Raw genomic sequence first — 22,542 nt, 5'->3', positions numbered from 1 at the left:
ATGACCGACAACCGGCGGCTGCGCACCCGATGGCTGGGTGCGCAGCCGATCGGCGGCCTCTTCGCGCTGCCCTATCTCATCTTCGTGATCGCGATCTTCGCCTACCCTCTGGGGTTCGCGGTCTACATCGCGTTCCACGACTACTTCTTCACCGCTCCGGGCGTCGAGGTCGATCGGCCGTTCGTCGGCTTCGACAACTTCGCCACCGTGCTCACGGATCCGAGAGTCCTCGACGCGCTGCGCAACACGCTCCTGTTCCTCGTGATCAACGTGCCGCTGACCGCCGTCTTCTCGCTCGTGCTGGCGGTGGCGCTGAACAACGGCATCCGGTGGGCGGCCGCATACCGGGTGGCGTTCTACGTTCCGTACCTGACGGCGAGCGTCTCGCTCGTCGGCGTGTGGATGCTTCTCTTCTCAGGCAACGGTCTGGTCAATACGATCCTTGGGCCGTTCGCCCCCGATCCGTCCTGGCTGGTGAACAGCGCTCTGGCGATGCCGATGATCGCGCTGTACGTCACGTGGAAGGAGATGGGCTTCTACATCCTGCTGTACCTCGCGGCACTGCAGAACGTGCCGAAAGAGCTCTACGAGTCGTCCGAGACCGACGGGGCGAGCATCTTCACGCGCTTCCGTCACGTGACGGTCCCCGGCGTGCGCAACGCCACCACGCTCGTGCTGATCCTCTCGATCATCACCGGCGCCAATCTGTTCACCGAGCCGTACCTGCTCACCAACGGCGGCGGCCCGGACGGCGCCTCGACCACACCGGCGCTGCTCATCTATCAGCTGGGCATCCAGCAGCAGAACCCCGACACCGCGGCGGCGATCGGCATAATCCTCGTGATCCTGGTGGGCCTGCTGTCGCTGGCCGCGCAGCGTGCGACGAAGGAGCGATGATGACACGCAGCAAGATAGCCCCCCGCGTCGTGAGTGCGACCCTGCTCACGATCGCGGCCATCGGGTTCGCCTTCCCCTTCTACTTCATGCTCGTCGGGGCCTTCCAGGAGAATCCGACGAATTCCCCGACGTCGCTGTTCCCGACGAGCGGATGGACGGTCGACAACTTCCTCGCGATCGACTCGCGCATCGATCTGGTCGGCTCGCTCGTCAACTCCGTCATCATCACCGGGGCGGTGCTGCTGGGCACGGTGGTGTTCGGAGTGCTCGCCGGCTACGCGATCGCCCGGCTCGACTTCCGTGGTCGCGGCATGATCTGGGTACTCATGCTGCTCGTGCAGATGGTGCCGTTCCAGCTGCTCATGATCCCGCTGTACATCCAGATCACGCGCAACTACGGACTCGGCGACTCGTACCTCGGAATGGTCCTGCCGTTCATCATCAACACCACCGCCGTGTTCATCTTCGCGCAGTTCTTCCGCGCGCTGCCGGTGGAGATATTCGAGGCAGCGCGCATCGACGGGGCGGGGGAGCTCCGCCTGCTCTTCTCGATCGCGATCCCTCTCATCCGGCCCGCCCTGGTCACGGTCATCCTCGTGACGTTCATCGGCCCATGGAACGAGTTCCTCTGGCCGTTCCTCATCACGAAGGATGCGGCGCTGCAACCGCTCGCCGTCTCGCTCGCGAACTACATCTCCAACGCCGCACAGTCCACAGCCAACCCCAACGGAGCAATCCTCGCCGGCGCGACGGCGCTGGCCTTCCCCGTCGTCATCCTGTTCATCTTCTTCCAGCGCTTCTTCACGGCCACCGACCTCGGCGCGGCCGTCAAGGGCTAGTCAGAAAGGACGCCATGTTCACCGGAGCATCCTTCCCGCTCGGACCGTTCACCCCCTACGAGGGCAACCCCATCCTCCGCCCGCGCGGCGACAGCTGGGAGTCCGGCAACCTCTACAACCCGGCCGCGCTCGTCGACGGCGACGAGGTGCTGCTGCTGTACCGGGCGCACGCCGACGACATCATCTCTCACATCGGTCTCGCCCGATCGAGCGACGGCGTGAACTTCACCCGTGAGGACGCGCCGATCCTCTCGCCCGCCGAGGACTACGAGTGCTACGGATGCGAGGACCCGCGCATCGCGCTGATCGACGGCACCTACTACCTCACCTATACGGGGTGGGATCGGCGCAGCGCGCAGCTGTGCCTCGCGACCTCGACCGATCTGCGCGACTGGACCAGGCACGGACCGCTCTTCGACGGCTTCGACACCTTCAAGACCACCTTCCCCCGCGGCCGGAAATGGTCGAAGGCCGGGGTGATCGTGCCACAGAAGATGCACGGGAAGTGGTGGATGTATTTCGGTGAGGGGGCGATCTACTGGGCCACCAGCGACGACCTCATCCATTGGACGCCCGGCGCTCCCGACACCGAGCCGATGTACTCGCCGACGGCCGGCGCATGGGACGAGACGCTCGTCGAGATCGGCACTTCGCCCGTCGTCACAGACAACGGCCTGCTCGTCATGCTGACCAACGGCGCGACGGTCACCGTGCGTGATGACGGAACGACAGGCGTCGACTACCGCTGCGGGCAGATCGCGATCGATCCGGACGAGCCGACGAAGGTCATCGCCAAGATGCAGAACCCGTGGCTGCGTCCGCAGACCTTCGAGGACAGGAACGGCCTCGTCTCGAACGTGACCTTCGTCGAGGGCCTCGTGAAGTTCCACGGCAAGTGGTTCGCCTACTACGGCCAGTCCGACACGACCCTGGCCGTCGCGACCCACGACCCCGCCGAGCCCTGGGGCCGCGCTCTGCGGGATCCCGACCCGCTCGCCTGACAGACCTCAGCGACGTTAGGCTTTCTCGCATGTCGTCTCACGTCGCCGCAATACCGGTCCAGCAACGGGCATGGGACACGCGCGAACGCATTCTGACGGCCGCGGTGACCTGCCTCGCCGAGGAGGGTTACGTGGCGACGACGACCACGCGCATCCAGGAGATCGCCGGGGTCTCGCGCGGAAGCGTGCTGCACCAGTTCCCCTCGCGTGACACGCTTCTCGTGGCGGCGGTGCAGTACCTCGCCGATCGTCGCGAGGGTGGACTCGAGCTCGATGATGATCTGGTGCCTGTCGACGATCTCGACGAGGCCGTCACCGTCATGTGGTCGACCTTCCACGGACCGCTGTTCCGAGCAGCGTTGCAGCTGTGGGTCAACGCCGAGCACAATCCCGATCTCGCTGCGGCGCTGCGACCCGCCGAAGGAGCGCTCGGCCAGCGCAACCGCGCGCGCATCGTCCGGCTCTTCGGAGAGCGGTATGCATCGCACGAAGGCTTCGCAGACCTCATCTCACTGCTCCACAACGCGATGCGCGGCGTCGCTCTGACTTACGCGTTCGCCGCGCATGATCCCGCCACCGACCCGCACCTTCCGGCCTGGCGGCGCATCGCCCGCTCCATGCTCGGTGAGAGCTGAGCTAACGCGCGAGGAGGGGGCGCGGTGACCGGCGTGCCGGCATCCAGATGAGGAGCGTGCCGACGAGCGCGATCACATAGATCGCCCCTGTCGCGGCGAACACGGCGGTGTAGCCCGCGACCGGGTCGGATGACACTCTCGCGACGACAACGGAGACCGCATTGAGAGCGGTGACCCCGATCGCGCCTCCGATCTGTTGGAAGGCGTGGACGAGAGCAGCCCCGACGCTCTCGTCTGCCGCCGAGAGCCCGCGGGTGGCGAGATCCTGAGCCGACGCGAAGACCAGTCCCATCCCTGCGGCGACCATCACGATGCTCGGCAGTGTCGAGAAGGCGTAGCTTGCTGCGGGAGCGGTCAACGCGGCCCACGCCATCCCTGCGCCGGCGAGGCCGAGTCCGATGAGCAGACCTGCTCTCTCGCCGATTGAACGCTGCAGGAGGGGTGCGAGGAGTAACGAGGACGCGACCGCGGCGACAGGGAACGGGATCAGCGCGATGCTGGTGGTGGCCACGTCGAACCCCAGGACGACGTCGGAGTAGTAGACGACGAAGAGGAAGACCGAGAAGAGTCCGGCCGCACCGAGCCCGAGAGCGACGAGCGCACCGAGCCGTGTTCGATCCTTCAGAACTCGGGCCGGCACCAGGGGGTCGGACGTGCGCCGTTCCGCGAAGATGAAGCCCAGTACGGCGCCTGCGCCGCCCAGGATGAGCAGCACAGCCGTCCTCAGATCTCCGGACTCGAACACTGACAGCGCGAGCACGAGAGAGAACAGGCCAGCGGTGATGAGTATGCCGCTGAGCGGGCGTGTCGAGCGATGTTCGGAGCTCCTGCGGGTAGGGAATGCAATCAGCGTCATCGCCAGGACCACCCCTGCGAGGACGGCCAGGACAAGCAACGTCCACCTCCAGGAGAGCATCTGAGTGAGCGCACCACCCGCGAACAGGCCGACCGCCGCGCCCGCCACTCCGACAGCCGCGTAGATTGCGAAGGCTCGAGTCCTCCCCCTCCCGGAGGGAAACGTCAGCGATAGTGCAGCGAGAGCGGCGGGGGCGATGAGCGCCGCTGACGCGCCCTGCATCACTCTGGCCAGAACGAGGAGACTGAACTCAGCGGAGAACCCGCCCAGGACGGAGGATGCAGCGAAGCCGGCCGCTCCTGCCGCGAGTGTCGCTCTCGGGCCGAGTCGGTCTCCGAATCGGGACGAAACCAGGAGAAGACTGCTGTCTACGGCGCGACGCGCCCGCCGGCCCCCGCCGCCTCCCGCGTCTTCGCGATGGGTTGGCGGTTCTGCGCAACCCGGCGCGCCCGAACAATGCCGCCCGTCTACTCGCCAGCGGGGCTGGGAGTGGTTAGCGTCAGAGCAAGGCGACGCGCCTCCGGCCCCATTCGTGGGTTGCCACTGGGCCACCGACCCAACCCGCGGCCGTGCCAGCGCCTAGCTGACTCCCCGCGCCAGCAGCAGCACGGCGACGATGACGAACCTGTAGCTGTCGAGGTCGGTGTTGGCTGTCCGATCGCGGACGCAATGCCCTAACCCCTGACCGGCGGTGATCGCGACTCAGGAGGAGGTGCAGGTGCGATTCAGTACCAGGGCCGTGCGCGCGAATGTCGCCCGAACTTTGGTCGAGGATGTCGATGCGCTGTATGGGAACGGACTTGCAGGTGGTGGGGCTCGGCCGGCAGGGCTAGGCTCAAGTCGACTCCGCGCGAGCATGCGTAAAGCGATATCGAGAGGCACGGCACCTCATGGCGCCCACTACGGCATTGCGTGGACATCCTCGCGTCACGTTGGCTGACGTCGGTCGGCGTGCCGGCTGCTCGGCGGCGGCAGTGTCGTTGTGGGTCAACGGCAAAAGCGACGGACGCCTCACCGCGGAGAATGTCGAGCGGATCGCGAAAGCCGTCGAGGAGCTCGGCTACGTCCCCAACCGGGCGGCGCAGAAGCTCGCGCTCGGCTCGTCGCAATCTGTATCGTTTTTGTTTCCCGGTGCCCTCTACGGTGACTTCATCGCAAGTGTCGTCGATGGTGTCTCCTCGCACCTCGGACCGGATTGGGAGGTCGCTTTCGTCGACGCGAAACCGTCGGCGGGTGGGGGAGGCGTATCTCCGCTGGAGCGGGCGTTGCGCTCGAACCCTTCCGGTCTCGTCGTCTCCGCACCGTCGCAGCAGCTCCTCGACGGCCTCGAGCGCGTCGCGGTTCCCACCGTCGTGATCGATGCTCCCAACGCTCCCGCGCACACCTCGCTGGTGTCGATGGCGCTGGAGCCGAGCATCGCTGACCTCGCCGCACATCTCGCCTCACTCGGGCATGACACCGTGGCGTACGTCTCGTTTGTCGCGGAATCGCTCAGCCTCGCCTCCCGCCGCACCCAGGTCAGCGGTCATCTTGCGGCCCTCGGCATTCGGATGGTGCCGGATGACCTGCTGCTGAGCACTCTGCGAGTCTCCGACACCCTGGATGCGTTCACCGAAGTCTGGCCCTCGTGGTCGGCGAGCGGTGTCACCGCCGTCATCTGCGCCGACGATCGCCACGCGTACGGCGTGATCGCCGGCGCGCGCGCCCTCGGGGTCGACATCCCCGGCGATCTCTCCCTGGTCGGGTTCAACGACCTCGACCCCAACATCGTGATCGACCCCCCGCTTGCCGCCATCTCGCTCCCGGCATCCCAGATGGGAGAGCGCGGAGGCGACGCTCTCGCCGAGCACATCCGCTCCGGTGAACCGGCGAGGATCGAGCTCGCGACGGCGTACGTTCCACGGGCCTCCGTCGGGCCCCGGCCTCCGCGTTCCTGAGGCCCCTCAGGGTCGCGGGGCCCGAAGGAGGCCATGACCTTCGCATAGAAGGTTAAGCGCTCGACACGTGCATCTGACAGGAATGCGGATCTTGCGATCTGCGCTTGTCAAGCGCTTAACGTTGGTGCATACTGACTCAGGTCACCCCGGTCAGATCGGGACGGCGGCGCCTCTCCGCAGGAATACCGCGCCGTCGACCGCGCTGACGGCGAGCCCAGGCTACGGCCTACGAAAGGAACAATGATGTCCAGCTCCACTCGACGACTCTCCACTGCAACCCTCATCGTGATCGCTGCCGCCGGTGCACTCGTCGCCTGCGCCCCCGCGCCGGACGCGCCCAGCGACGCGGCATCCTCCGATTTCCTGCCCTGCATCCTCTCTGACCAGGGCGGATTCGACGATCGCTCGTTCAACCAGCTGGCCTACGAGGGCGTCCAGGATGCTGCCGAGAAGGTCGGTGCAGACTTCAAGTCCGTGCAGTCGAAGTCGCCGAACGACTTCACCTCGAACATCGCGGCTCTGGTGAGCCAGAAGTGCGACGTGATCGTCGGAGCTGGCTTCTCTCTGGTCGCTCCGATCCAGGAGGCGGCCGCCAAGTACCCCGACGTGAACTTCGTGATGGTCGACGACAATTCGATCGTCGCGCCCAATGTGAAGCCGATCGTCTTCGACACGGACCAGGCGGGCTTCCTCGGTGGCTACGCCGCGGCGAGCTACACCGAGTCCGGCATCGTCGCGACCTACGGAGGCCAGCAGTTCCCGTCGGTGACGATCTTCATGGACGGGATCGCCCAGGGCATCGACTACTACAACGAGCAGAGGGGCACCGACGTCCAGCTGCTCGGCTGGGACGTCGACGCGCAGCAGGGCACCTTCGTCGGAGGGTTCACCGACCAGAACGCGTCGAAGACCATCACCACGAACTTCTTGAACAGTGACGCCGATGTGATCCTCCCCATCGCGGGAACCCTGTACCAGGGAGCTGGCGCCGCGATCACGGCGTCCGGCAAGAAGGCCGTGCTCGTCGGCGTCGATGCCGACACCTACGAGACCGACGAGAACGACCTCCAGAGCCTGATCCTGACCTCGATGCTCAAGAACGTGCGAGTGACGGTGGGCGAGGTCGTCTCTGAGGCAGCGGACGGCACCTTCGACAACACCCCGTACATCGGGACGCTCACGAACGACGGCGTCGGTCTCGCTCCCTTCCATGACTTCGACGGCCTCGTCGCTCCGGAGCTGGCCGGGGAGCTCGAGAAGATCACGGCCGGGATCCTCGACGGCAGCATCGCCGTCGACAGCCCGTCCGCGAACCGCTGACCGTCGGCTCCGAAAGAGGTCTGCTGTGAAACTCGAACTCCGAGGCATCACCAAGAGATTCGGCACCCTGGTGGCCAACGATCACATCGATCTGGTCGTCGAACCCGGGGAGATCCACTGCCTCCTGGGCGAGAACGGCGCGGGCAAGTCCACGTTGATGAACGTGCTCTACGGGCTCCTGCGCGCAGACGAGGGCGAGATCGTCCTGGATGAGGTCGTGCAGAGCTTCGCCGGTCCCGGCGACGCGATGAGGGCCGGGATCGGCATGGTGCACCAACACTTCATGCTGATCCCCGTCTTCTCGGTCGCCGAGAACGTGATGCTCGGGCAGGAGGAGTCCCGCCACGGAAAGCTCGACCTGAAGAGCGCGAGACGTCGAGTGACCGAGATCTCGGAGCGCTTCGGCTTCGACATCGACCCCGATGCGTTCGTCGGCGACCTCTCGGTGGGAGCCCAGCAGCGCGTGGAGATTATCAAGGCGCTCTCTCGAGATGCGAAGGTGCTGGTCTTCGACGAGCCCACCGCGGTCCTGACGCCGCAGGAGACCGACGAGCTGATCGTCATCATGCGACAGTTGCAGGCGTCGGGGACCGCGATCGTGTTCATCACGCACAAGCTCAGGGAGGTGCGCGAGGTGGCGGACCGCATCACCGTGATCCGCCACGGCAAGATCGTCGGCACCGCGTCGCCCATTGCCACCAACGTCGAGCTGGCTTCGCTGATGGTCGGACGCGACGTCGGCCTCGTCGTCGTCAAGAGCGCGGCGTCACCCGGACGGCCGGCGCTGGAGCTTTCCGGTGTCTCCGTCTTCGGATCCGATGGACGTGCCACCGTCGAGGATGTCACCTTCGACGTGCATGAGGGAGAGATCCTTGCGATCGCCGGTGTGCAGGGCAACGGGCAGACCGAACTCACCGAGGCCATCTTCGGCCTGCAGCCACAGGTGACGGGCGACATCCGTCTGAACGGGAAGTCCATCCGCGGGATCAACGTCGCCCGCGTGCTGCATGCAGGTGCCGGCTTGGTCCCCGAAGACCGCAACGAGGACGGGCTGGTCGGGGAGTTCTCCATCTCGGAAAATCTAATGCTGAACAGGTCGTTCGAGCGTCCGTTCGTGCGCAACGGCAGCCTGCAGCTGCACGCGGTGCAGGAGTTCGCCGAGAAGAAGATCAACGAGTTCGATGTACGCGCTCAGGGTCCGGCGACGCACGTCGGACGTCTGTCCGGCGGCAACGCGCAGAAGGTCGTGCTTGCCCGCGAGCTGAGCAGACCCCTGCGCCTCTTCGTCGCCGCGCAGCCCACCAGGGGGCTCGACGTCGGATCGATCGAGTTCGTCCATGAACGCATCGTGCAGGCGCGAGACGAGGGCGTTCCGGTCATCATCATCTCGACCGAACTCGATGAGGTCATCGCCCTCGCCGACCGGATCGCGGTGATGTACCACGGACGCATCGTCGGGATCGTTCCCGGCGACACCCCGAGGGATGTCCTCGGGTTGATGATGGCGGGCGAACTTCCCGCAGGAACGGAGCTCACAGCATGAGCATTCGCACCGCGGCGTCGGGGGACGCGACGAGCACCCTCGAAACCACGAACATCCCCGCAGATCAGCGCTCCTCGCGCGCGCGAACCGAGCGGTCCCGCGCCGGTGAGATCCTCAACGAGATCCTCCGCAGCAGCACCCTCATCTCGATGCTCGCTGTCGTGCTCGCATTGCTCGTCGGCGCGATCCTGATCGCCGCGGTCAACCCCCAGGTGCAGCAGTCCTCCGCCTACTTCTTCAGCCGACCGGGCGACGCCCTCACTGCCGTGTGGAACGCAGTCTCCGGGGCCTACCTCTCCCTGTTCCAGGGCGGCGTTTACGACTACACCGCCGGGGATTTCGCGACCGGGATAGCACCGCTGCTCGCCAGCCTGGGCTTCGCGACACCGCTCATCGCGGCCGGTCTGGGCATCGCATTCGGCTTCCGCGCAGGTCTGTTCAACATCGGCGGCCAGGGGCAGATGCTCGTCGGCGCCGCCACCGCCGGGTACATCGCGTACGCGTGGCCCCTGCCCCCCGTGCTGCACGTGATCGTCGCCGTCCTCGGCGCGATCATCGCCGGCGCGCTCTGGGCCGGCATCGCCGGCCTCCTGAAGGCGGCATCCGGCGCCCACGAGGTGATCTCGACGATCATGCTCAACTACGTCGCGCTGTACCTGCTTGCGTACCTGTTGACGACTCCCGTGCTGCAGGCCCCGGGGAGCAACCCCGTGTCGCCCCCTGCGTTGCCGACCGCCGTGCTCACGCCGCTGTTCGGATCCTCCTTCGCCGTGAACGTCGGGCTACCGGTTGCCGTGCTCGGGGTGCTGCTCTTCGGTTGGCTGCTGAACCGTTCGGCGCTGGGCTTCCGGGTGCGCGCGGTCGGCATGAACCCGCGGGCCTCGCGGGTGGCGGGCATCGACGTCAAGCGCACGTATGTCGTCGCGATGCTGATCTCGGGGGCGTTCGTCGGATTCGCCGGTGCCTATCAGGTGCTTGGGCAGGTCACCTCAGGATTCACGAGCACCCTCGATGCGGGCATTGGCTTCACGGCCATCACCGTCGCCCTGCTCGGACGATCCCGGCCTCTGGGCGTGCTGATAGCAGGGATCGTGTTCGGAGTGCTGCAGGCCGGCGGGTACACGATGCAGGCTGCTCAGAACATCGACATCGATCTCGTGTCGGTTATACAGGCGGTCATCGTGCTCCTGGTCGCGGCCCCGCCCCTGGTCCGCGCCGTGTTCCGGCTCCCGGCCCCCGGGGCGCACCGCACACGAATCGCATCCACCTCGCAAGGAGCATCGGCATCATGACATCCGCAGCTGCACTCGTGCCCGCCTCGTCGACGCGCGCGCGGCGCTCTCCTGCGGCGCTGCGTGCGTGGAAGACGCCGATCGTGCTCGCCGTCTTCTCGCTCCTCTCCGTCGTCCTGCTCGTGGGCTTCGGTCGCGACGGCGACGTCGCCTACTCGCTGAACTCCGGCGGCGCCACAGACGCTGTCAGCCTCCCGCTCATCACCGTCAGCAGCAGGATAACGGGCGTCGTCGTCGCCGTGCTGTCCGTTCTCCTCCCCCTGGGAGCAGCGCTGCAGACGAAGTCGGGGCGTCGCACGCCGGTCTGGTACCTGACGGCCTTCGCACTCATCCAGCTGTTTGGCTTCCTTACCTGGGCGACAGCGGGGAACACGGTTCCCGTGGTCGGGCTCCTGGCCGGGTCGCTCGCGCTGAGCGTCCCTCTGATCTTCGGAGCGCTGGGCGGGGTACTCTCCGAGCGCGTCGGCGTGATCAACGTCGCCATCGAAGGCCAGCTCCTGGCCGGAGCCTTCGCCTCCGCGCTGGTGGCGTCGCTCACACAGAACCTCGTCGCCGGACTCCTCGGCGCCCTCGTCGCGGGAGCGCTCGTCTCGTTCGTGCTCGCGGCGTTCTCCATCCGCTACCTCGTCGACCAGGTCATCGTCGGGATCGTGCTGAACGTGCTCGTCATCGGGCTCGCAAGCTTCCTCTATTCCAACCTGCTGGCCGTCAATGCCGCGACCCTCAACTCGCCGCCGCAGTTCGTGCCGATCGCGATCCCGATCGTGAGCGCGATTCCCGTGATCGGCCCTGTGCTCTTCACCCAGACGATCATCGTGTACGCGATGTATGTGGGCGTCGCTGTGATCTTCTTCGGATTGTTCTCCACACGCTGGGGGCTGCGGCTCCGTTCGGTCGGCGAACATCCGCAGGCCGCCGACACGGTCGGTATCAACGTGAGCGGCACCCGCTTCTGGAACGTGATGCTCGCCGGTGCGATCGCCGGTTTCGGGGGCGCGTACTTCACTCTCGGATCGGTCGGCGCCTTCTCGAAGGACATCACGAGCGGGGCGGGATACATCGCCCTGGCTGCGGTGATCTTCGGCCAGTGGAACCCGGTGCGTGCGGCGTTCGCCGCGCTGCTGTTCGGTTTCGCGACCAACCTCCAGTACGTGCTCGGACAGCTTGCGGCACCGTCGCCCGTGCCCACCCAGTTCCTGCTTATGCTTCCTTACCTGGTGACCCTGGTCGCCATCGCCGGTCTCATCAGCCAGACCCGAGGACCTGCTGCGGTCGGCAAGCCGTATCCCGCTGCCTGACGAGGCTCTCCGCCATACGAAAAAAGGACTTTCATGACTTCTCTCCTTTCAGCCGATGACCGCACCTGGCTCTCCGAGGCCATCGATCTGGCCACTGCCAACGTCGCAGACGGCGGCGGCCCCTTCGGAGCGGTGCTCGTCGCAGCAGACGGCACCAGGGTCGCCGTCGGACAGAACCGCGTGACCCGCGACAACGATCCCACCGCGCACGCAGAGGTCGTCGCGATGCGCAGGGCCGGCTCGATCATCGAGAGCTTCGACCTCTCGGGTCTCACCCTGTACTCCTCCTGTGAGCCGTGCCCAATGTGCATGGCCAGTGCACTTTGGGCACGAGTCGACCGTGTCGTCTACGCCGCGGATCGCCTCGACGCGGCCTCGGGAGGATTCGACGACCTCGAGTTCTACGAACTCTTCGCCCGTGACCGCGCCACCTGGTCGACGGCCATCGAGGCGGCGCCCGTCGACGGCCGCAACGCCCCCTTCGACGCATGGCGCTACAAGCTCGATCGCGTCGCCTACTGACCGGACCGACCCGCGCGGCGGCACCCCGCCCGCTTCTGAATCTCAACCCCGAGGAAACCTCAGACATGACTGCTTCACCCCAAGACGAGATCGCTCTCGTGCCACTGCCCCCGACCGGCGATCCCGACACCGACTGGGCGGCCCGGTCGATGCCGCTGCTGCAGCGCACGATGCAGGAGTTCGGCTTGGCCTTTGCCGGCCTTCACATCGGCGTGTGTCTGCACCTCGAGCCCAAGACCGCCGTGCTCGTACAGTGGCTGCTCCGGTACGGCGCGGCCGTCACCATCACGGGCAACCTCGGCACGACCGACCCGAGGACCGCAGAGGTTCTTCGCGGTCTCGGCGCGAACGTGATCGGCGGTCGTCACGACGATGCCGCCGCTCACTCTCGCAATCTTGATGCGATCCTCGACAGCACGCCCGACCTGATCCTCGACAACGGGGGTGAGCTGATCGAACGGCTCACTCAGGGCGTCCCACGCTCGTCGGGGTTCCTCGGGGCGACCGAGGAGACGACCACCGGTGGGGCTCGTGTACGCGCCCTTCCAGTGCAGCCTGACTTCCCGGTGATCGTCATCAACGACAGCCCGCTCAAGCTCCTGGTCGAGAACGAGTACGGCGTTGGGCAGAGCATCGTGCAGGGCTTCATGAACGCCACGAACCGGATGCTGCCAGCGCTGGAGGCCGTCGTCATCGGCTTCGGGCCCTGCGGCAAGGGCGTGGCCGACACGCTGCGCCACCTCGGCTCGCGGGTGACAGTCGTGGACGTTGATCCGTTCCGGTCACTGGAAGCGATCATGAGCGGTCATCGTGTCACCTCCCTCGAGGATGCGGTTCCCACTGCCCAGGCGGTCTTCCTCTCGACGGGCCGACCCGACGTGCTGCCACTCGACCAGTTGCTGCGACTGCCCGACGGAGCCATCTTGGTCGGCGTCGGTCATGAGCCGAACGAGGCCGACGTCGCAGGGCTCGCCTCGGTCGCCGCGCACACGCGCAGCCTTGCGTCGTCGAGCGACGTCGACGCGCGAATCGCCTATCAGCGCGAGGACGGAGCGGAGATCGTCGTCCTGCAGGGCACAAAGATGATCAACCTCACGGCCGCGAAGGGCAACCCGATCGAGGCCATGGACCTCGGGCTGTCCCTGCAGGCCGCCAGCCTCGGGTCGATCGCACGCGGTCGGGCCGCCTTCACGGGCGCGTACCCGGTGCCGAGCGACATCAATCTGACGCTCGCCGCCGGACTCGTCGAGATTCTCGGCTGAAAGCGCACACGAACATGACGTACACATCGCATTCCTCTCAGGATCCGTTCGATCTCGCCCGGAGAGCGGCTGATGCCATCGCTGACGCCAGCGGGGTCGCGCGGCATCAGATCGCCATCACGCTCGGCAGTGGATGGAAGACCGCGGCGGATCATCTTGGTGAGACGATCGCGGAGATCCCCGCCCACGAGATCCCGGGGTTCCGAGCATCGAAGGTCGTCGGACATTCGGGGACCATCCGTTCGGTGCGGATGACCGACGGAGCGCACGCACTGGTCATTGGTGCTCGCAACCACTACTACGAGGGCCACGGCACCGATGCGGTCGTGCACGGTGTGCGCACCGCCGCCGCCGCCGGCGCCTCGGTGATGGTACTCACGAACGGCGCCGGTGGTCTCAAGCACGGATGGACCGCCGGGGTGCCGGTGCTGATCAGCGACCACATCAACCTGACCGCGGTGTCCCCGCTCACCGGTGCGACCTTCGTCGACCTCACCGACTTGTACTCCCAGCGTCTGCGGGACCTCGCGCGCGAGATTGATCCCTCCCTCGATGAAGGCGTCTACGCGCAGCTGCCGGGGCCGCACTACGAGACACCCGCCGAGGTGCGCATGGTCAAGGCCCTCGGTGGCGACATCATCGGCATGTCGACGGCACTCGAGGCGATCGCCGCGCGCCACGCCGGGCTGGAGGTGCTCGGCCTGTCGCTGATCACCAACCTGGCAGCGGGCATCCAGGATGGCCCTCTCAGCCATGAGGAGGTACTCGAATCCGGGAACGATGCTGAGGCGCGTCTGGGCCCCCTGCTGGCCAGAGTCGTGCGCCGCATCGGCGAGATCCGCTCATGAGCGGCGGTGTCACACGCCGTTCGATCGTGCTCGCCGAAGTGCTCGCGGCTGCGACGCGATGGTTGGCGCAGGATCCGGATCCGCGAACGCGCGCCGAGCTCGAGGACCTGATCGGCCGTGCCGAAGCCGCCGGTGGCGACGAGGCAGCGGGTGAGCTCGCCCGCCGGTTCGACGGGCGGCTACAGTTCGGCACCGCAGGTCTTCGCGGCCCGCTGGAAGCGGGGCCGAACGGAATGAATCGGGTGGTCGTGGCGCAGACAGCCGCGGGCCTCGCGCGATACCTCCGCGGAGAAGGAGGCGATCCGAGCATCGTGGTCGGGTACGACGCTCGCACGAACTCGCGCGTCTTCGCCGAGGACCTCGCGCAGATCATGGCCGGACACGGCATCCGCACCACGCTTTTGCCCAGTGCGCTTCCTACTCCAGTGCTCGCCACCGCGGTCCGCCGCCTCGACGCATCCGCCGGGGTCATGGTGACGGCCAGTCACAACCCCGCCCAGGACAACGGGGTGAAGGTGTTCCTCGGAGGCGCTGACGGCGGATCGCAGATCGTGAGTCCGAATGATGAGCGCATCGCCGCTGCCATCGCTGCGGCGGCCGACGAGGACATCTCCACCTATGCGCGGGCCTCGGCGTTCCGGATCGCCGGGGATGACGTCGTCGACTTCTACGTCGATGCGACCGCCCGGCGTGGCGTCCCTGGGGCGGAACCGCTCCGATTCGTCTACACCCCGCTGCACGGAGTCGGCGGACGCACTGCGCGTCGTGTGTTCGTGGCGGCAGGCTTCGGCGACCCGATCGTGGTGCCGGCACAGGAACACCCTGACGCGAGCTTCCCGACCGTGCCGTTCCCGAACCCGGAAGAGGAGGGGGCGCTCGATCTCGCGATCGAGCTTGCGCACAGCGAAGGTGCCGGCCTCGTGATCGCCCACGATCCCGATGCCGATCGGCTGGCGGTGGCTATCCCCGCACATGCGGGGTGGCGACGCCTCACGGGCAACGAGATCGGTCTCCTGCTCGGCTGGCGCGCCGCCGCTCGGACTACCGGGCGGGGTGGATCGCTGGTCGCCTCTCTCGTCAGCTCACCCGGACTTGCGGAGGTGGCGCGGCTCCACGAGCTGTCCGCCGTCGAGACCCTCACAGGGTTCAAGTACATCTCGCGGGTGCCCGATCTTCTCTTCGGCTTCGAAGAGGCGCTCGGCTACCTGGTCGATCCCGATAAGGTGCACGATAAGGACGGCATCTCGGCCGCGGTCGAGTTCCTGTCGCTCGCCGCCGAGGCCCGCGATCGCGGGGTGGGCATCGAGGAGTGCCTAGAGGAGTTGGCCGAGAGGATCGGCGGCCATGCGTCGGCGCAGGTCTCGATCCGGGTCGAATCGACCGACGGCATTCGGGCGATCATGCACCGGCTGCGCACCGTGCCACCCACCGCTCTCGCCGCGGAACCGGTGCAGACGGCCAGCGATTTCGCGAACGGTCACGACGGCTTCGCGCCGAGCGACCTGCTCCGCTTCACTCTCGCCGGCGGCGCGCGCGTGATCATCCGGCCATCCGGGACCGAGCCGAAGCTCAAGGCGTACATCGATGTGCGGGATGATCGCGGTACCGGGGCGGAGCGGTTGGAGCACGCACGCGCACGGGTCGCCGAGATCGCGGATGACGTGCGTATCCTGCTGCGCGAAGGACACGAATGACGGATGAAAGAGGCACAATGGCCCACTCTGAGATGAAGAGCACGGGTATAGGTGTGATCGGTGCCGGGTTCCATGCGCGGAGCAACGTGCTCCCGGCGCTCGTGCTCCCGGACGTCCCGGTCGTCGGTACCGCGGCGCGCAGCATTCCCAGTGCCGGGCGTGCGGCGCGTGTGCTCGGCGGAGACGTCGCAACCTACGACAGCGCCGCCTCCATTCTTGCCGACGCGGCTGTCGGGGGTGCGGTGATCGTGGCGCAGCCCGGCGATCAGGTGCACGCCGTCGAGGAGGTGATACGCACGGGGTGTCACGTGCTCGTGGAGAAGCCGCTCGGGCTGACCACCGAACAGTCGCGGGAGGTCGCGCGCTTGTGGGCGAGTCTCCGGCGGTCGCGGCCGAAACCTCAACGCACGCTCGGTCGGCCCTGCCGAAAACGATCGTTTCCGGCGGGTTCTCGACTGCCTGGCTGGGTGAACTACCCGAACCCGCTGCAGCATGACGGAAGCTCGGCCCCACAAGTTGTCAGCGTTTAGAACACGAAGGCGGGACATGGAGACCACTCAGCCATGGGTTCGTCGCCGGACGTCCCGCCCTCGCGGGTCGCTACCAATCTGCCTCCGGGCATCGGTTTGATGTCTTCGCTTCGCAATCAGGAGCATTTCCGTTCTTCTCGGTGCTTGAGTTGCACCTCGGGTGACTCAACAGATGGCGTCGACGAGTTCGCTCAGCGCCTCGAATCGAAAATCGAACATGTCCTCGTTCGTCGGCGGGTCTCCGGTCGGACGGTTCAGATACGCCGTCCGCAGGCCCGCCGCCTGTGCTCCACGGAGATCCCACGAGTGCGCGGCGACCATCAGTATCCGATCGGGGTCACGGCCGGCCACACGCGTCGCCAGTTGGTAGACCGCCGGGTCGGGCTTGTATGTGCTGATGGCTTGAGTTGACAGGGCGGAATGCCAGCGGAGCCCGGCGCGTGCGTTCATGCGCAGCAGCGCCGTCGTGTCGGCGTTGGACAAGCCTATGATCTCCTTCTCCTTGCTCAACCGGGCAAGCGCGTCGGCAGAGTCGGGCCAGGGGGGCAGGAATCCCGCCGCATCGACCAACGAGTCCACTGCTGCCGGGTCGGAGATGCCGGCGGCAGCGCAGATGGTGCGCGCAGCTTCCCGGTCGAGGACCTTTCCGGCCGCGTAGTCGCGTTCGCCTCGAACGATTCGGGCGTGCTCTGCGCCCACGAGGCTGTGCCATTGCGAGGTGAGTTCATCCGCCGCATCGGGAGTCGCACCGAAGACGCCCAGCTGTGTACGGATACCCGCATTGTGATCTACGAGAGTCCCGAGAATGTCGAAGACGATCGTGTCGATACTGCCAAGGCTGGTCATTCCACTCCTGACGCTGCGGTTGCGAGGGTGTGTCCCCGAATGGATAAGTGTCTTAATGTTGACATTATTACGGAAATTTGTCTAGAGTCACGCTCATGACCTCAACGACGAAGTTGCAATCGAACGAGCGGAAACGCGGATCCTCAACGTCACGGGAGCGGAGGAACGCGAGCCTCTCCAGTCTGGTCGGAACGACTCTGGAGTGGTACGACTTCTTCATCTACGGGACTGCCGCGGCGCTCCTGTTCAATCAACTCTTCTTCCCCCAGCTCGACCCCACCACCGGCACCCTGCTGTCACTTGCTTCGTTCTCGGTCGCGTTCATCGCACGACCACTCGGCGGCATCATCGCCGGCCACTTCGGCGACAAGGTCGGCCGCAAGTCCATGCTGATCCTGACCTTGACGCTCATGGGGATCACGACCGGCCTGATCGGATTCGTCCCCACGTATGCGCAGATCGGGTTGGCGGCGCCTCTTCTGCTCGTGCTGCTGCGCTTCATTCAGGGGCTGTCTCTCGGCGGCGAGTACGGCGGGGCGATCCTCATGGCCGTCGAGCATGCTGACCGAGGCCGGAAAGGGCTTGTCGGCGGGTGGGTACAGGTCGGCGTCCCGCTCGGTCTCATCCTCGGCAACACCATCTACCTGGCGCTCGGGGCGACTCTCGCTGACGAAGCGTTCCTCTCCTGGGGGTGGCGAGTCCCGTTCTGGCTCGGCGGATGTCTTGCGATCGCGGGCCTGATCATCCGGCTCAAGGTGAGTGAGAGCCCCAGCTTCTCCGAGGTCAAGAACGCGTCGGCAACCGTCAAGGTGCCCCTTGTCCTCCTGCTTCGCAAATACCCTCGGCAGCTGCTCCTGACGGCCGGCAGCTACATCGTCTGCGGCGTGACCTTCTACATCATCAGCGTCTTCGGGGCGAGCTACGTCACCACTCAGATCGGGTTCGACCGCACGGCGACACTCTCTCTCGTGCTGGTCGGTGCGGCAACCTGCGCCATCACGTTGCCGGTCTTCGGCAGGCTTTCGGACCGCTTCGGGCGCAAGCGGCTCTACCTCGGCGGGACCGTGGCGATGGGACTCCTCGCCTTCCCCTGGTTCTGGCTCCTGCAGACCGGTCAGTATCCGTTGGCCCTGCTCGGGTATGTGATGTTCTTCCTCGCCTTCTCGTGTTCCTTCGGGGTCCTGGGGACATTCTTCGCCGAGGTGTACGAGCCGGCCGTGCGGTACTCCGGCCTCTCGCTCGGATACACCCTCGGCACGATCGCCAGTGGCGCGATCGCACCACTGATCGCCACGTACCTGCTCGGCCTCACGGAGAGCTACGTTCCCATCGCCTGGTACATGGTCGCCATGGCCGCGATCTCGTTCGTATGCGCCGCGTTCCTCAAGGACGTGCACCGGGACTGACCGCCGATCGCGACGACGACGTCCTGCACGCGCCCTGTCCGACATGCCGGAAGCGCGACTCGCCGCGGAGCCCATCACTCGGGCTTCGCGGCGAGTGGCGATGTATGGACGTGGGGTGCCCTCGTCGGCGACCGTTTAAGTAGAATGTTGACATTCGCAGGACATGTCGACGACGGAACGTCGCGTCTGCGTGAGATCGACGAGAGGCGGCTTCGCGTGAAGATCGTGATCGGGGGAGCCGCGAGCAGCTCCGAAGTGCCCGGTCTTGACGCGGTGGGTGCTCGGCACGAGATCGCATTCGCTCCAGACGGGAGAAGTCTGGAGCGATGTCTCCCCGATGCCGACGTGTTCGTGAGCTGGAGCTATCGCGACTCCGGACTCGAGCAGTGCTTCCCGTCCGCTCAGCGACTCCAGTGGGTGCATTGGTGTGGCGCCGGGGTGCGCCCGGCCCTGTTTCCCGCACTCGTCGACAGCGATGTCGTACTCACGAACACCCGCGGCATCCACGACCGGGCCATGGCCGAATACGTGCTGGGTATCGTGCTTTCGTTCGCCCTTCGGCTCCCGGCGATGGCGAGCGACCAGCGACACCGCCGCTGGCGGCCCGGCCAGGCGGAGCGCGTCGACGGCACGCGGGCCGTCATCTTCGGCGTCGGTGCCATCGGGCATCGAATCGGTGCGCTTCTGCAAGCCGCCGGCGTTCACGTCACGGGTGTCGGCCGTCAGGCGCGCAGCACCGACGGCATCTTCGGAGAGATCCACGGTGGCACCGACCGTCTCGAACTGTTACGACACGCCGACTGGGTCATCAGCGTGATGCCAGACACCCCGCTGACCGAGGGGTACTTCGGTGCCGAAGAGTTCGCAGCCATGCGACCCACTGCCCGCTTCGTGAATGTCGGCCGCGGCAGCAGCGTGGACGAAACCGCGTTGATGGCCGCACTTCGCCGCGGCACCATCGCCGGCGCTGCGCTCGACGTCTTCCGGCGCGAGCCTCTCGACTCCCACAGCCCACTGTGGTCGACTCCCGGATTGCTCCTCACGCCCCACATCTCGGGTGACTATCGCGGCTATGAGCGAGACGTCACGATGCAATTCCTCGAGAACCTCCGCCGATTCGAGAAGGGCGACGTGCTGGCGAACGTTGTCGACAAGAAAGCAGGCTACGTGACGACGCCCCCGCAGACTCTTACGCTGTAGACATGCCCCGGCTCGGCACCCGGACACGCGACTCCCGCTTCGATGGCAACACTGAAGGAACATGATGCACCAGAGGATCACCGCCGGCCAGACGCCCCCAAGGGCATGGCGATGACGGGTATGACGACCGTGCGCGGTGTGCTCCTGCACGAACGGGCAGCAGACGAGATCCGCGCGAGCATCTATCGCGGAGACATCGCCGCGGGAGAGCGCATCAACGAGGTCCTCGTCGCCGAAGAGCTCGGACTGTCTCGGGGGCCGATCCGCGAAGCGCTGCGCGTCCTCGAGCAGGAAGGGGTGGTGACGAGCGAGCCCCAGAAAGGCGTCCGCGTCGCGGCATACACCGAAGCCGACATCCTGCTGTCTCTCCAACTCCGCGAGCACGTCGAGACCTTCTCCGTCCCCGCCATCTGCGAGCGGGTCACCGATGACGACATCGCCGAGCTCCGCGGCCTGGTCGAGCGCATGCGATTCGCCGAACAGCGCGACGACCTCCTCGAAACGATGGAGTGCGACTACCTCTTCCACGTGCGCTTCCTCGAGGTGGGAGCCTCGGCCACCGCACAGCGCGTCTGGCGCACGCTCGCCAGCCAGATCAGGCTCTTCATCTCCCGCGGAGACGAAGAGTTCCGCAGGCATCGCTCCATCGCCGACACACACCTTCCGTTGATCGATGCACTTGCCCGCCGCGACGTCACCGCGCTCATCGACGCCGTCCGCGCGCACATCGACGAGAACCGCCGCTCGCTGCACATCTCCGGTTGATTGCGTCTGAATTAGTGGGCGATGCGGTCCATTGAAAGAATGTTGACATTCCGACATTTGCCCTCTACCGTGAAGGCATGACAACGACGTTGAGAAGCGCGGAGCGCTACCAAGGACCAGATCGAGCGTTCGCCCGAGCATGGTGGTACGGCACAGGACGCACGTTCGATGAGATCGATCGTCCCCTGATCGCAGTGGTGAACGCCTGGAACGAGATCGCCGACGAGAACGTGCATCTTGACCGCGTCTCGCGACGTGTGAAGGACGGCATCATCTCTGCCGGCGGTACGCCGATGGAGTTCAACGTCATCCATGCGACAGACGTTCTCAGCGAGGCGAGCGCCGGCATGCGTTACGTGCTGCCCGCACGCGAGACCATCGCCGATTCGGTGGAGATCATGATCGAAGCGCATGCTTTCGACGCCATGGTCATCATCGCGGGCGGCGACAAGGTCACCCCGGGGATGATCATGGGTGCGCTGCGCGTCGACCTCCCGACGGTGTACGTCTACACCGGAACGACCGAGGTCGGTCGGTACGAGGGCGAGGCTGTCTCCTGGGAGACGGTGTTCGAGGCGATCGGTCGCTTCCACGATGGGCAGATCACCGAGGCGCAGCTCGAGGAGCTGACACTGGCGCAGATGCCATCGAGCGGCGGTGGAGCGAGTGCCTACACCGGCAACACGATGGCGCTGTGCGCAGAGGTGATGGGGCTCGGACTCCCCGGTGTCGGATCGGTCGTGGCAGGCTCCGCGGAGCAGCTGCGTCTCGCGTTCGATTCCGGTGTCCGTGTGATGCAAGCACTCGCGGAGGGCACGCGGATCGGCGACATCGTGACGCCGCAGGCTGTGCGAAACGCCGCCAGGGTCGCGCTCGCCGTCTGCGGGTCCACGAACATCTCGTTGCACCTTCCCGCCATCGCCCATGAGGCCGGATTCGAGTTCAGCTGGGAACAGTTCGACCGCCTCGCGCTCGAGACGCCGACGCTCGTGAAGCTTCGCCCGTCGGGTGAGGTGTCGCTGCCGGAATTCCATCGAGCCGGGGGCGTCCAGTCGGTATTGCACGCCCTGGCAGGCCAGCTCGAACCGACCCCGGTTCGCATCTCGCAGCCCACGGGGATGCCTGCCGTCGACGCCGACGTGATCCGGTCCGTCGACTCTGCCCATTCGGCGACCGGCGGCCTGCGGGTCCTCCGCGGATCCCTGGCGCCCGAGGGGGCGATCGTCAAGATCGGGGGAGTGCCGGAAGCTCTCCTGTCCCATGAAGGACCTGCGCGCGTCTTCGAAGACGAGGAGACGGCGATCACCGCTATCCACGGCGGATCGATTCAGCCGGGCGACGTCGTCGTCATTCGTAACGAAGGTCCGCGAGGTGGTCCGGGGTTCCGAGAGATGCTCGGCGCGACCGCTGCCATCGTGGGAATGGGACTGGCTGAGACAGTGGCCCTCGTCACCGATGGTCGCTTCTCGGGCGCTTCTCATGGCGCTGCGATCGGCTATGCCTGCCCCGAGGCGGCCGCCGGCGGCCCGATCGGTCGCGTTCGGGATGGGGACATCATCGTGCTCGACCTGCACAACGGCATACTCGACGTTCGAGTCGACGCTGACGAGCTCGCAGCACGCCCGGCAGCGGAACCGCTCTGGAAGCCCACCGGCGGCGTGCTGGCCCGGTACGCACGCACCGTATCCGGCGCCTCGAAGGGTGCCGTCCTCAACTAGTCAGACCCATGCGGTTGGCCTGGGTGACGGTGAGCACCGACATCCAGGCCAACCGTGAAGCCACACCCGACGACAGCCCTTGCTCGTCGCCAGGTCGACTCGATCGATCACACTGCGATACCCGAACGCCGGG

The 22,542-nt window shown here is 66.3% G+C and carries 20 protein-coding genes; 18 read left to right on the top strand and 2 right to left on the bottom strand.

What is annotated here, in order from left to right:
- The 4 genes from ASD43_RS01620 to ASD43_RS01605 are packed head-to-tail and all read left to right on the top strand — an operon-like array spanning position 1 to position 3,372.
- Entirely contained in the window at positions 1-897 is an 897-nt protein-coding gene (locus ASD43_RS01620; protein WP_056412697.1) for a carbohydrate ABC transporter permease, read from the top strand.
- Entirely contained in the window at positions 897-1,736 is an 840-nt protein-coding gene (locus tag ASD43_RS01615; protein WP_442922185.1) for a carbohydrate ABC transporter permease, read from the top strand. The genes ASD43_RS01620 and ASD43_RS01615 overlap by 1 nt, the downstream gene beginning before the upstream one ends.
- A 14-nt stretch (positions 1,737-1,750) precedes the next feature.
- Positions 1,751-2,737, top strand: coding sequence for a glycoside hydrolase family 130 protein (locus ASD43_RS01610; protein WP_056412691.1), 987 nt, complete (start codon positions 1,751-1,753; stop codon positions 2,735-2,737).
- A 29-nt stretch (positions 2,738-2,766) separates the two neighbouring features.
- Positions 2,767-3,372 carry a TetR/AcrR family transcriptional regulator gene (locus ASD43_RS01605; protein ID WP_082539171.1) on the top strand — a complete coding sequence of 202 codons (606 nt, stop codon included), beginning with the start codon at positions 2,767-2,769 and terminating at the stop codon, positions 3,370-3,372.
- Between the two features lies 1 nt (position 3,373).
- Here ASD43_RS01605 and ASD43_RS01600 read toward each other — a convergent pair whose 3' ends face one another.
- Positions 3,374-4,780 (bottom strand): MFS transporter, encoded by a 1,407-nt coding sequence (locus tag ASD43_RS01600; RefSeq protein ID WP_162247472.1) that lies wholly within the window; start codon positions 4,778-4,780, stop codon positions 3,374-3,376.
- A 338-nt stretch (positions 4,781-5,118) separates the two neighbouring features.
- On the opposite strand from ASD43_RS01600, the gene ASD43_RS01595 reads away from it, so the two are divergent.
- From ASD43_RS01595 to ASD43_RS01550, 10 genes are all read left to right on the top strand, one after another.
- Positions 5,119-6,165, top strand: a complete 1,047-nt coding sequence (locus ASD43_RS01595; protein WP_082539169.1) for a LacI family DNA-binding transcriptional regulator — start codon at positions 5,119-5,121, stop codon at positions 6,163-6,165.
- 243 nt (positions 6,166-6,408) lie between these two features.
- Complete coding sequence (locus ASD43_RS01590) at positions 6,409-7,485, top strand: BMP family lipoprotein (protein ID WP_056418861.1); 1,077 nt, start codon at positions 6,409-6,411, stop codon at positions 7,483-7,485.
- 25 nt (positions 7,486-7,510) lie between these two features.
- Positions 7,511-9,028 carry an ABC transporter ATP-binding protein gene (locus ASD43_RS01585; protein WP_056412675.1) on the top strand — a complete coding sequence of 506 codons (1,518 nt, stop codon included), beginning with the start codon at positions 7,511-7,513 and terminating at the stop codon, positions 9,026-9,028.
- On the top strand, positions 9,025-10,320 hold the full coding sequence (locus tag ASD43_RS01580; RefSeq protein ID WP_082539168.1) for an ABC transporter permease: 1,296 nt from the start codon (positions 9,025-9,027) through the stop codon (positions 10,318-10,320). The genes ASD43_RS01585 and ASD43_RS01580 overlap by 4 nt, the downstream gene beginning before the upstream one ends.
- A complete protein-coding gene (locus ASD43_RS01575) occupies positions 10,317-11,618 on the top strand; it encodes an ABC transporter permease (protein ID WP_082539167.1) in 1,302 nt (433 codons plus the stop codon). Before ASD43_RS01580 ends, ASD43_RS01575 begins: the two co-directional genes overlap by 4 nt.
- 33 nt (positions 11,619-11,651) lie before the next feature.
- The gene (locus ASD43_RS01570; RefSeq protein WP_056412672.1) at positions 11,652-12,140 is read left to right on the top strand and encodes a nucleoside deaminase; all 489 of its coding nucleotides are present in this window, start codon (positions 11,652-11,654) and stop codon (positions 12,138-12,140) included.
- A 65-nt stretch (positions 12,141-12,205) separates the two neighbouring features.
- Entirely contained in the window at positions 12,206-13,402 is a 1,197-nt protein-coding gene (locus ASD43_RS01565; RefSeq protein ID WP_056412669.1) for an adenosylhomocysteinase, read from the top strand.
- Positions 13,403-13,416: 14 nt separating this feature from the next.
- Entirely contained in the window at positions 13,417-14,250 is an 834-nt protein-coding gene (locus ASD43_RS01560; RefSeq protein ID WP_056412666.1) for a purine-nucleoside phosphorylase, read from the top strand.
- A complete protein-coding gene (locus ASD43_RS01555; protein WP_056412663.1) occupies positions 14,247-15,944 on the top strand; it encodes a phospho-sugar mutase in 1,698 nt (565 codons plus the stop codon). Before ASD43_RS01560 ends, ASD43_RS01555 begins: the two co-directional genes overlap by 4 nt.
- 17 nt (positions 15,945-15,961) lie before the next feature.
- On the top strand, positions 15,962-16,474 hold the full coding sequence (locus ASD43_RS01550; RefSeq protein ID WP_056412660.1) for a Gfo/Idh/MocA family protein: 513 nt from the start codon (positions 15,962-15,964) through the stop codon (positions 16,472-16,474).
- A 165-nt stretch (positions 16,475-16,639) separates the two neighbouring features.
- On the opposite strand, the gene ASD43_RS01545 is transcribed toward ASD43_RS01550, so the two are convergent.
- Positions 16,640-17,320 carry a haloacid dehalogenase type II gene (locus ASD43_RS01545; RefSeq protein ID WP_056412657.1) on the bottom strand — a complete coding sequence of 227 codons (681 nt, stop codon included), beginning with the start codon at positions 17,318-17,320 and terminating at the stop codon, positions 16,640-16,642.
- Between the two features lie 95 nt (positions 17,321-17,415).
- On the opposite strand from ASD43_RS01545, the gene ASD43_RS01540 reads away from it, so the two are divergent.
- The 4 genes from ASD43_RS01540 to ilvD all read left to right on the top strand — a co-directional run bounded on the left by ASD43_RS01540 (position 17,416) and on the right by ilvD (position 22,409).
- The gene (locus ASD43_RS01540) at positions 17,416-18,726 is read left to right on the top strand and encodes an MFS transporter (protein ID WP_082539165.1); all 1,311 of its coding nucleotides are present in this window, start codon (positions 17,416-17,418) and stop codon (positions 18,724-18,726) included.
- Between the two features lie 216 nt (positions 18,727-18,942).
- Positions 18,943-19,926: a D-2-hydroxyacid dehydrogenase gene (locus tag ASD43_RS01535; RefSeq protein ID WP_162247470.1), complete on the top strand. Its 984-nt coding sequence runs from the start codon at positions 18,943-18,945 to the stop codon at positions 19,924-19,926.
- A gap of 111 nt (positions 19,927-20,037) precedes the next feature.
- A complete protein-coding gene (locus tag ASD43_RS01530; protein ID WP_162247469.1) occupies positions 20,038-20,691 on the top strand; it encodes a GntR family transcriptional regulator in 654 nt (217 codons plus the stop codon).
- 77 nt (positions 20,692-20,768) lie between these two features.
- Complete coding sequence (gene ilvD / locus ASD43_RS01525) at positions 20,769-22,409, top strand: dihydroxy-acid dehydratase (protein WP_082539162.1); 1,641 nt, start codon at positions 20,769-20,771, stop codon at positions 22,407-22,409.
- Positions 22,410-22,542: the final 133 nt, after the last annotated feature.

This window comes from Microbacterium sp. Root553, assembly GCF_001426995.1.
In the GTDB taxonomy this organism is placed as follows: Bacteria; Actinomycetota; Actinomycetes; order Actinomycetales; family Microbacteriaceae; genus Microbacterium.
This window is presented reverse-complemented; position numbering and strand designations above follow the sequence as displayed.

Bases quoted from the DNA above. Each gene is read 5' to 3' on its own strand.
- ASD43_RS01620 (WP_056412697.1), top strand. From the start codon at position 1: ATGACCGACAACCGGCGGCTGCGCACCCGATGGCTGGGTGCGCAGCCG.
- ASD43_RS01615 (WP_442922185.1), top strand. From the start codon at position 897: ATGACACGCAGCAAGATAGCCCCCCGCGTCGTGAGTGCGACCCTGCTC.
- ASD43_RS01610 (WP_056412691.1), top strand. From the start codon at position 1,751: ATGTTCACCGGAGCATCCTTCCCGCTCGGACCGTTCACCCCCTACGAG.
- ASD43_RS01605 (WP_082539171.1), top strand. From the start codon at position 2,767: ATGTCGTCTCACGTCGCCGCAATACCGGTCCAGCAACGGGCATGGGAC.
- ASD43_RS01595 (WP_082539169.1), top strand. From the start codon at position 5,119: ATGGCGCCCACTACGGCATTGCGTGGACATCCTCGCGTCACGTTGGCT.
- ASD43_RS01590 (WP_056418861.1), top strand. From the start codon at position 6,409: ATGTCCAGCTCCACTCGACGACTCTCCACTGCAACCCTCATCGTGATC.
- ASD43_RS01580 (WP_082539168.1), top strand. From the start codon at position 9,025: ATGAGCATTCGCACCGCGGCGTCGGGGGACGCGACGAGCACCCTCGAA.
- ASD43_RS01575 (WP_082539167.1), top strand. From the start codon at position 10,317: ATGACATCCGCAGCTGCACTCGTGCCCGCCTCGTCGACGCGCGCGCGG.
- ASD43_RS01570 (WP_056412672.1), top strand. From the start codon at position 11,652: ATGACTTCTCTCCTTTCAGCCGATGACCGCACCTGGCTCTCCGAGGCC.
- ASD43_RS01565 (WP_056412669.1), top strand. From the start codon at position 12,206: ATGACTGCTTCACCCCAAGACGAGATCGCTCTCGTGCCACTGCCCCCG.
- ASD43_RS01560 (WP_056412666.1), top strand. From the start codon at position 13,417: ATGACGTACACATCGCATTCCTCTCAGGATCCGTTCGATCTCGCCCGG.
- ASD43_RS01555 (WP_056412663.1), top strand. From the start codon at position 14,247: ATGAGCGGCGGTGTCACACGCCGTTCGATCGTGCTCGCCGAAGTGCTC.
- ASD43_RS01550 (WP_056412660.1), top strand. From the start codon at position 15,962: ATGGCCCACTCTGAGATGAAGAGCACGGGTATAGGTGTGATCGGTGCC.
- ASD43_RS01545 (WP_056412657.1), bottom strand. From the start codon at position 17,320: ATGACCAGCCTTGGCAGTATCGACACGATCGTCTTCGACATTCTCGGG.
- ASD43_RS01540 (WP_082539165.1), top strand. From the start codon at position 17,416: ATGACCTCAACGACGAAGTTGCAATCGAACGAGCGGAAACGCGGATCC.
- ASD43_RS01530 (WP_162247469.1), top strand. From the start codon at position 20,038: ATGACGGGTATGACGACCGTGCGCGGTGTGCTCCTGCACGAACGGGCA.
- ilvD (WP_082539162.1), top strand. From the start codon at position 20,769: ATGACAACGACGTTGAGAAGCGCGGAGCGCTACCAAGGACCAGATCGA.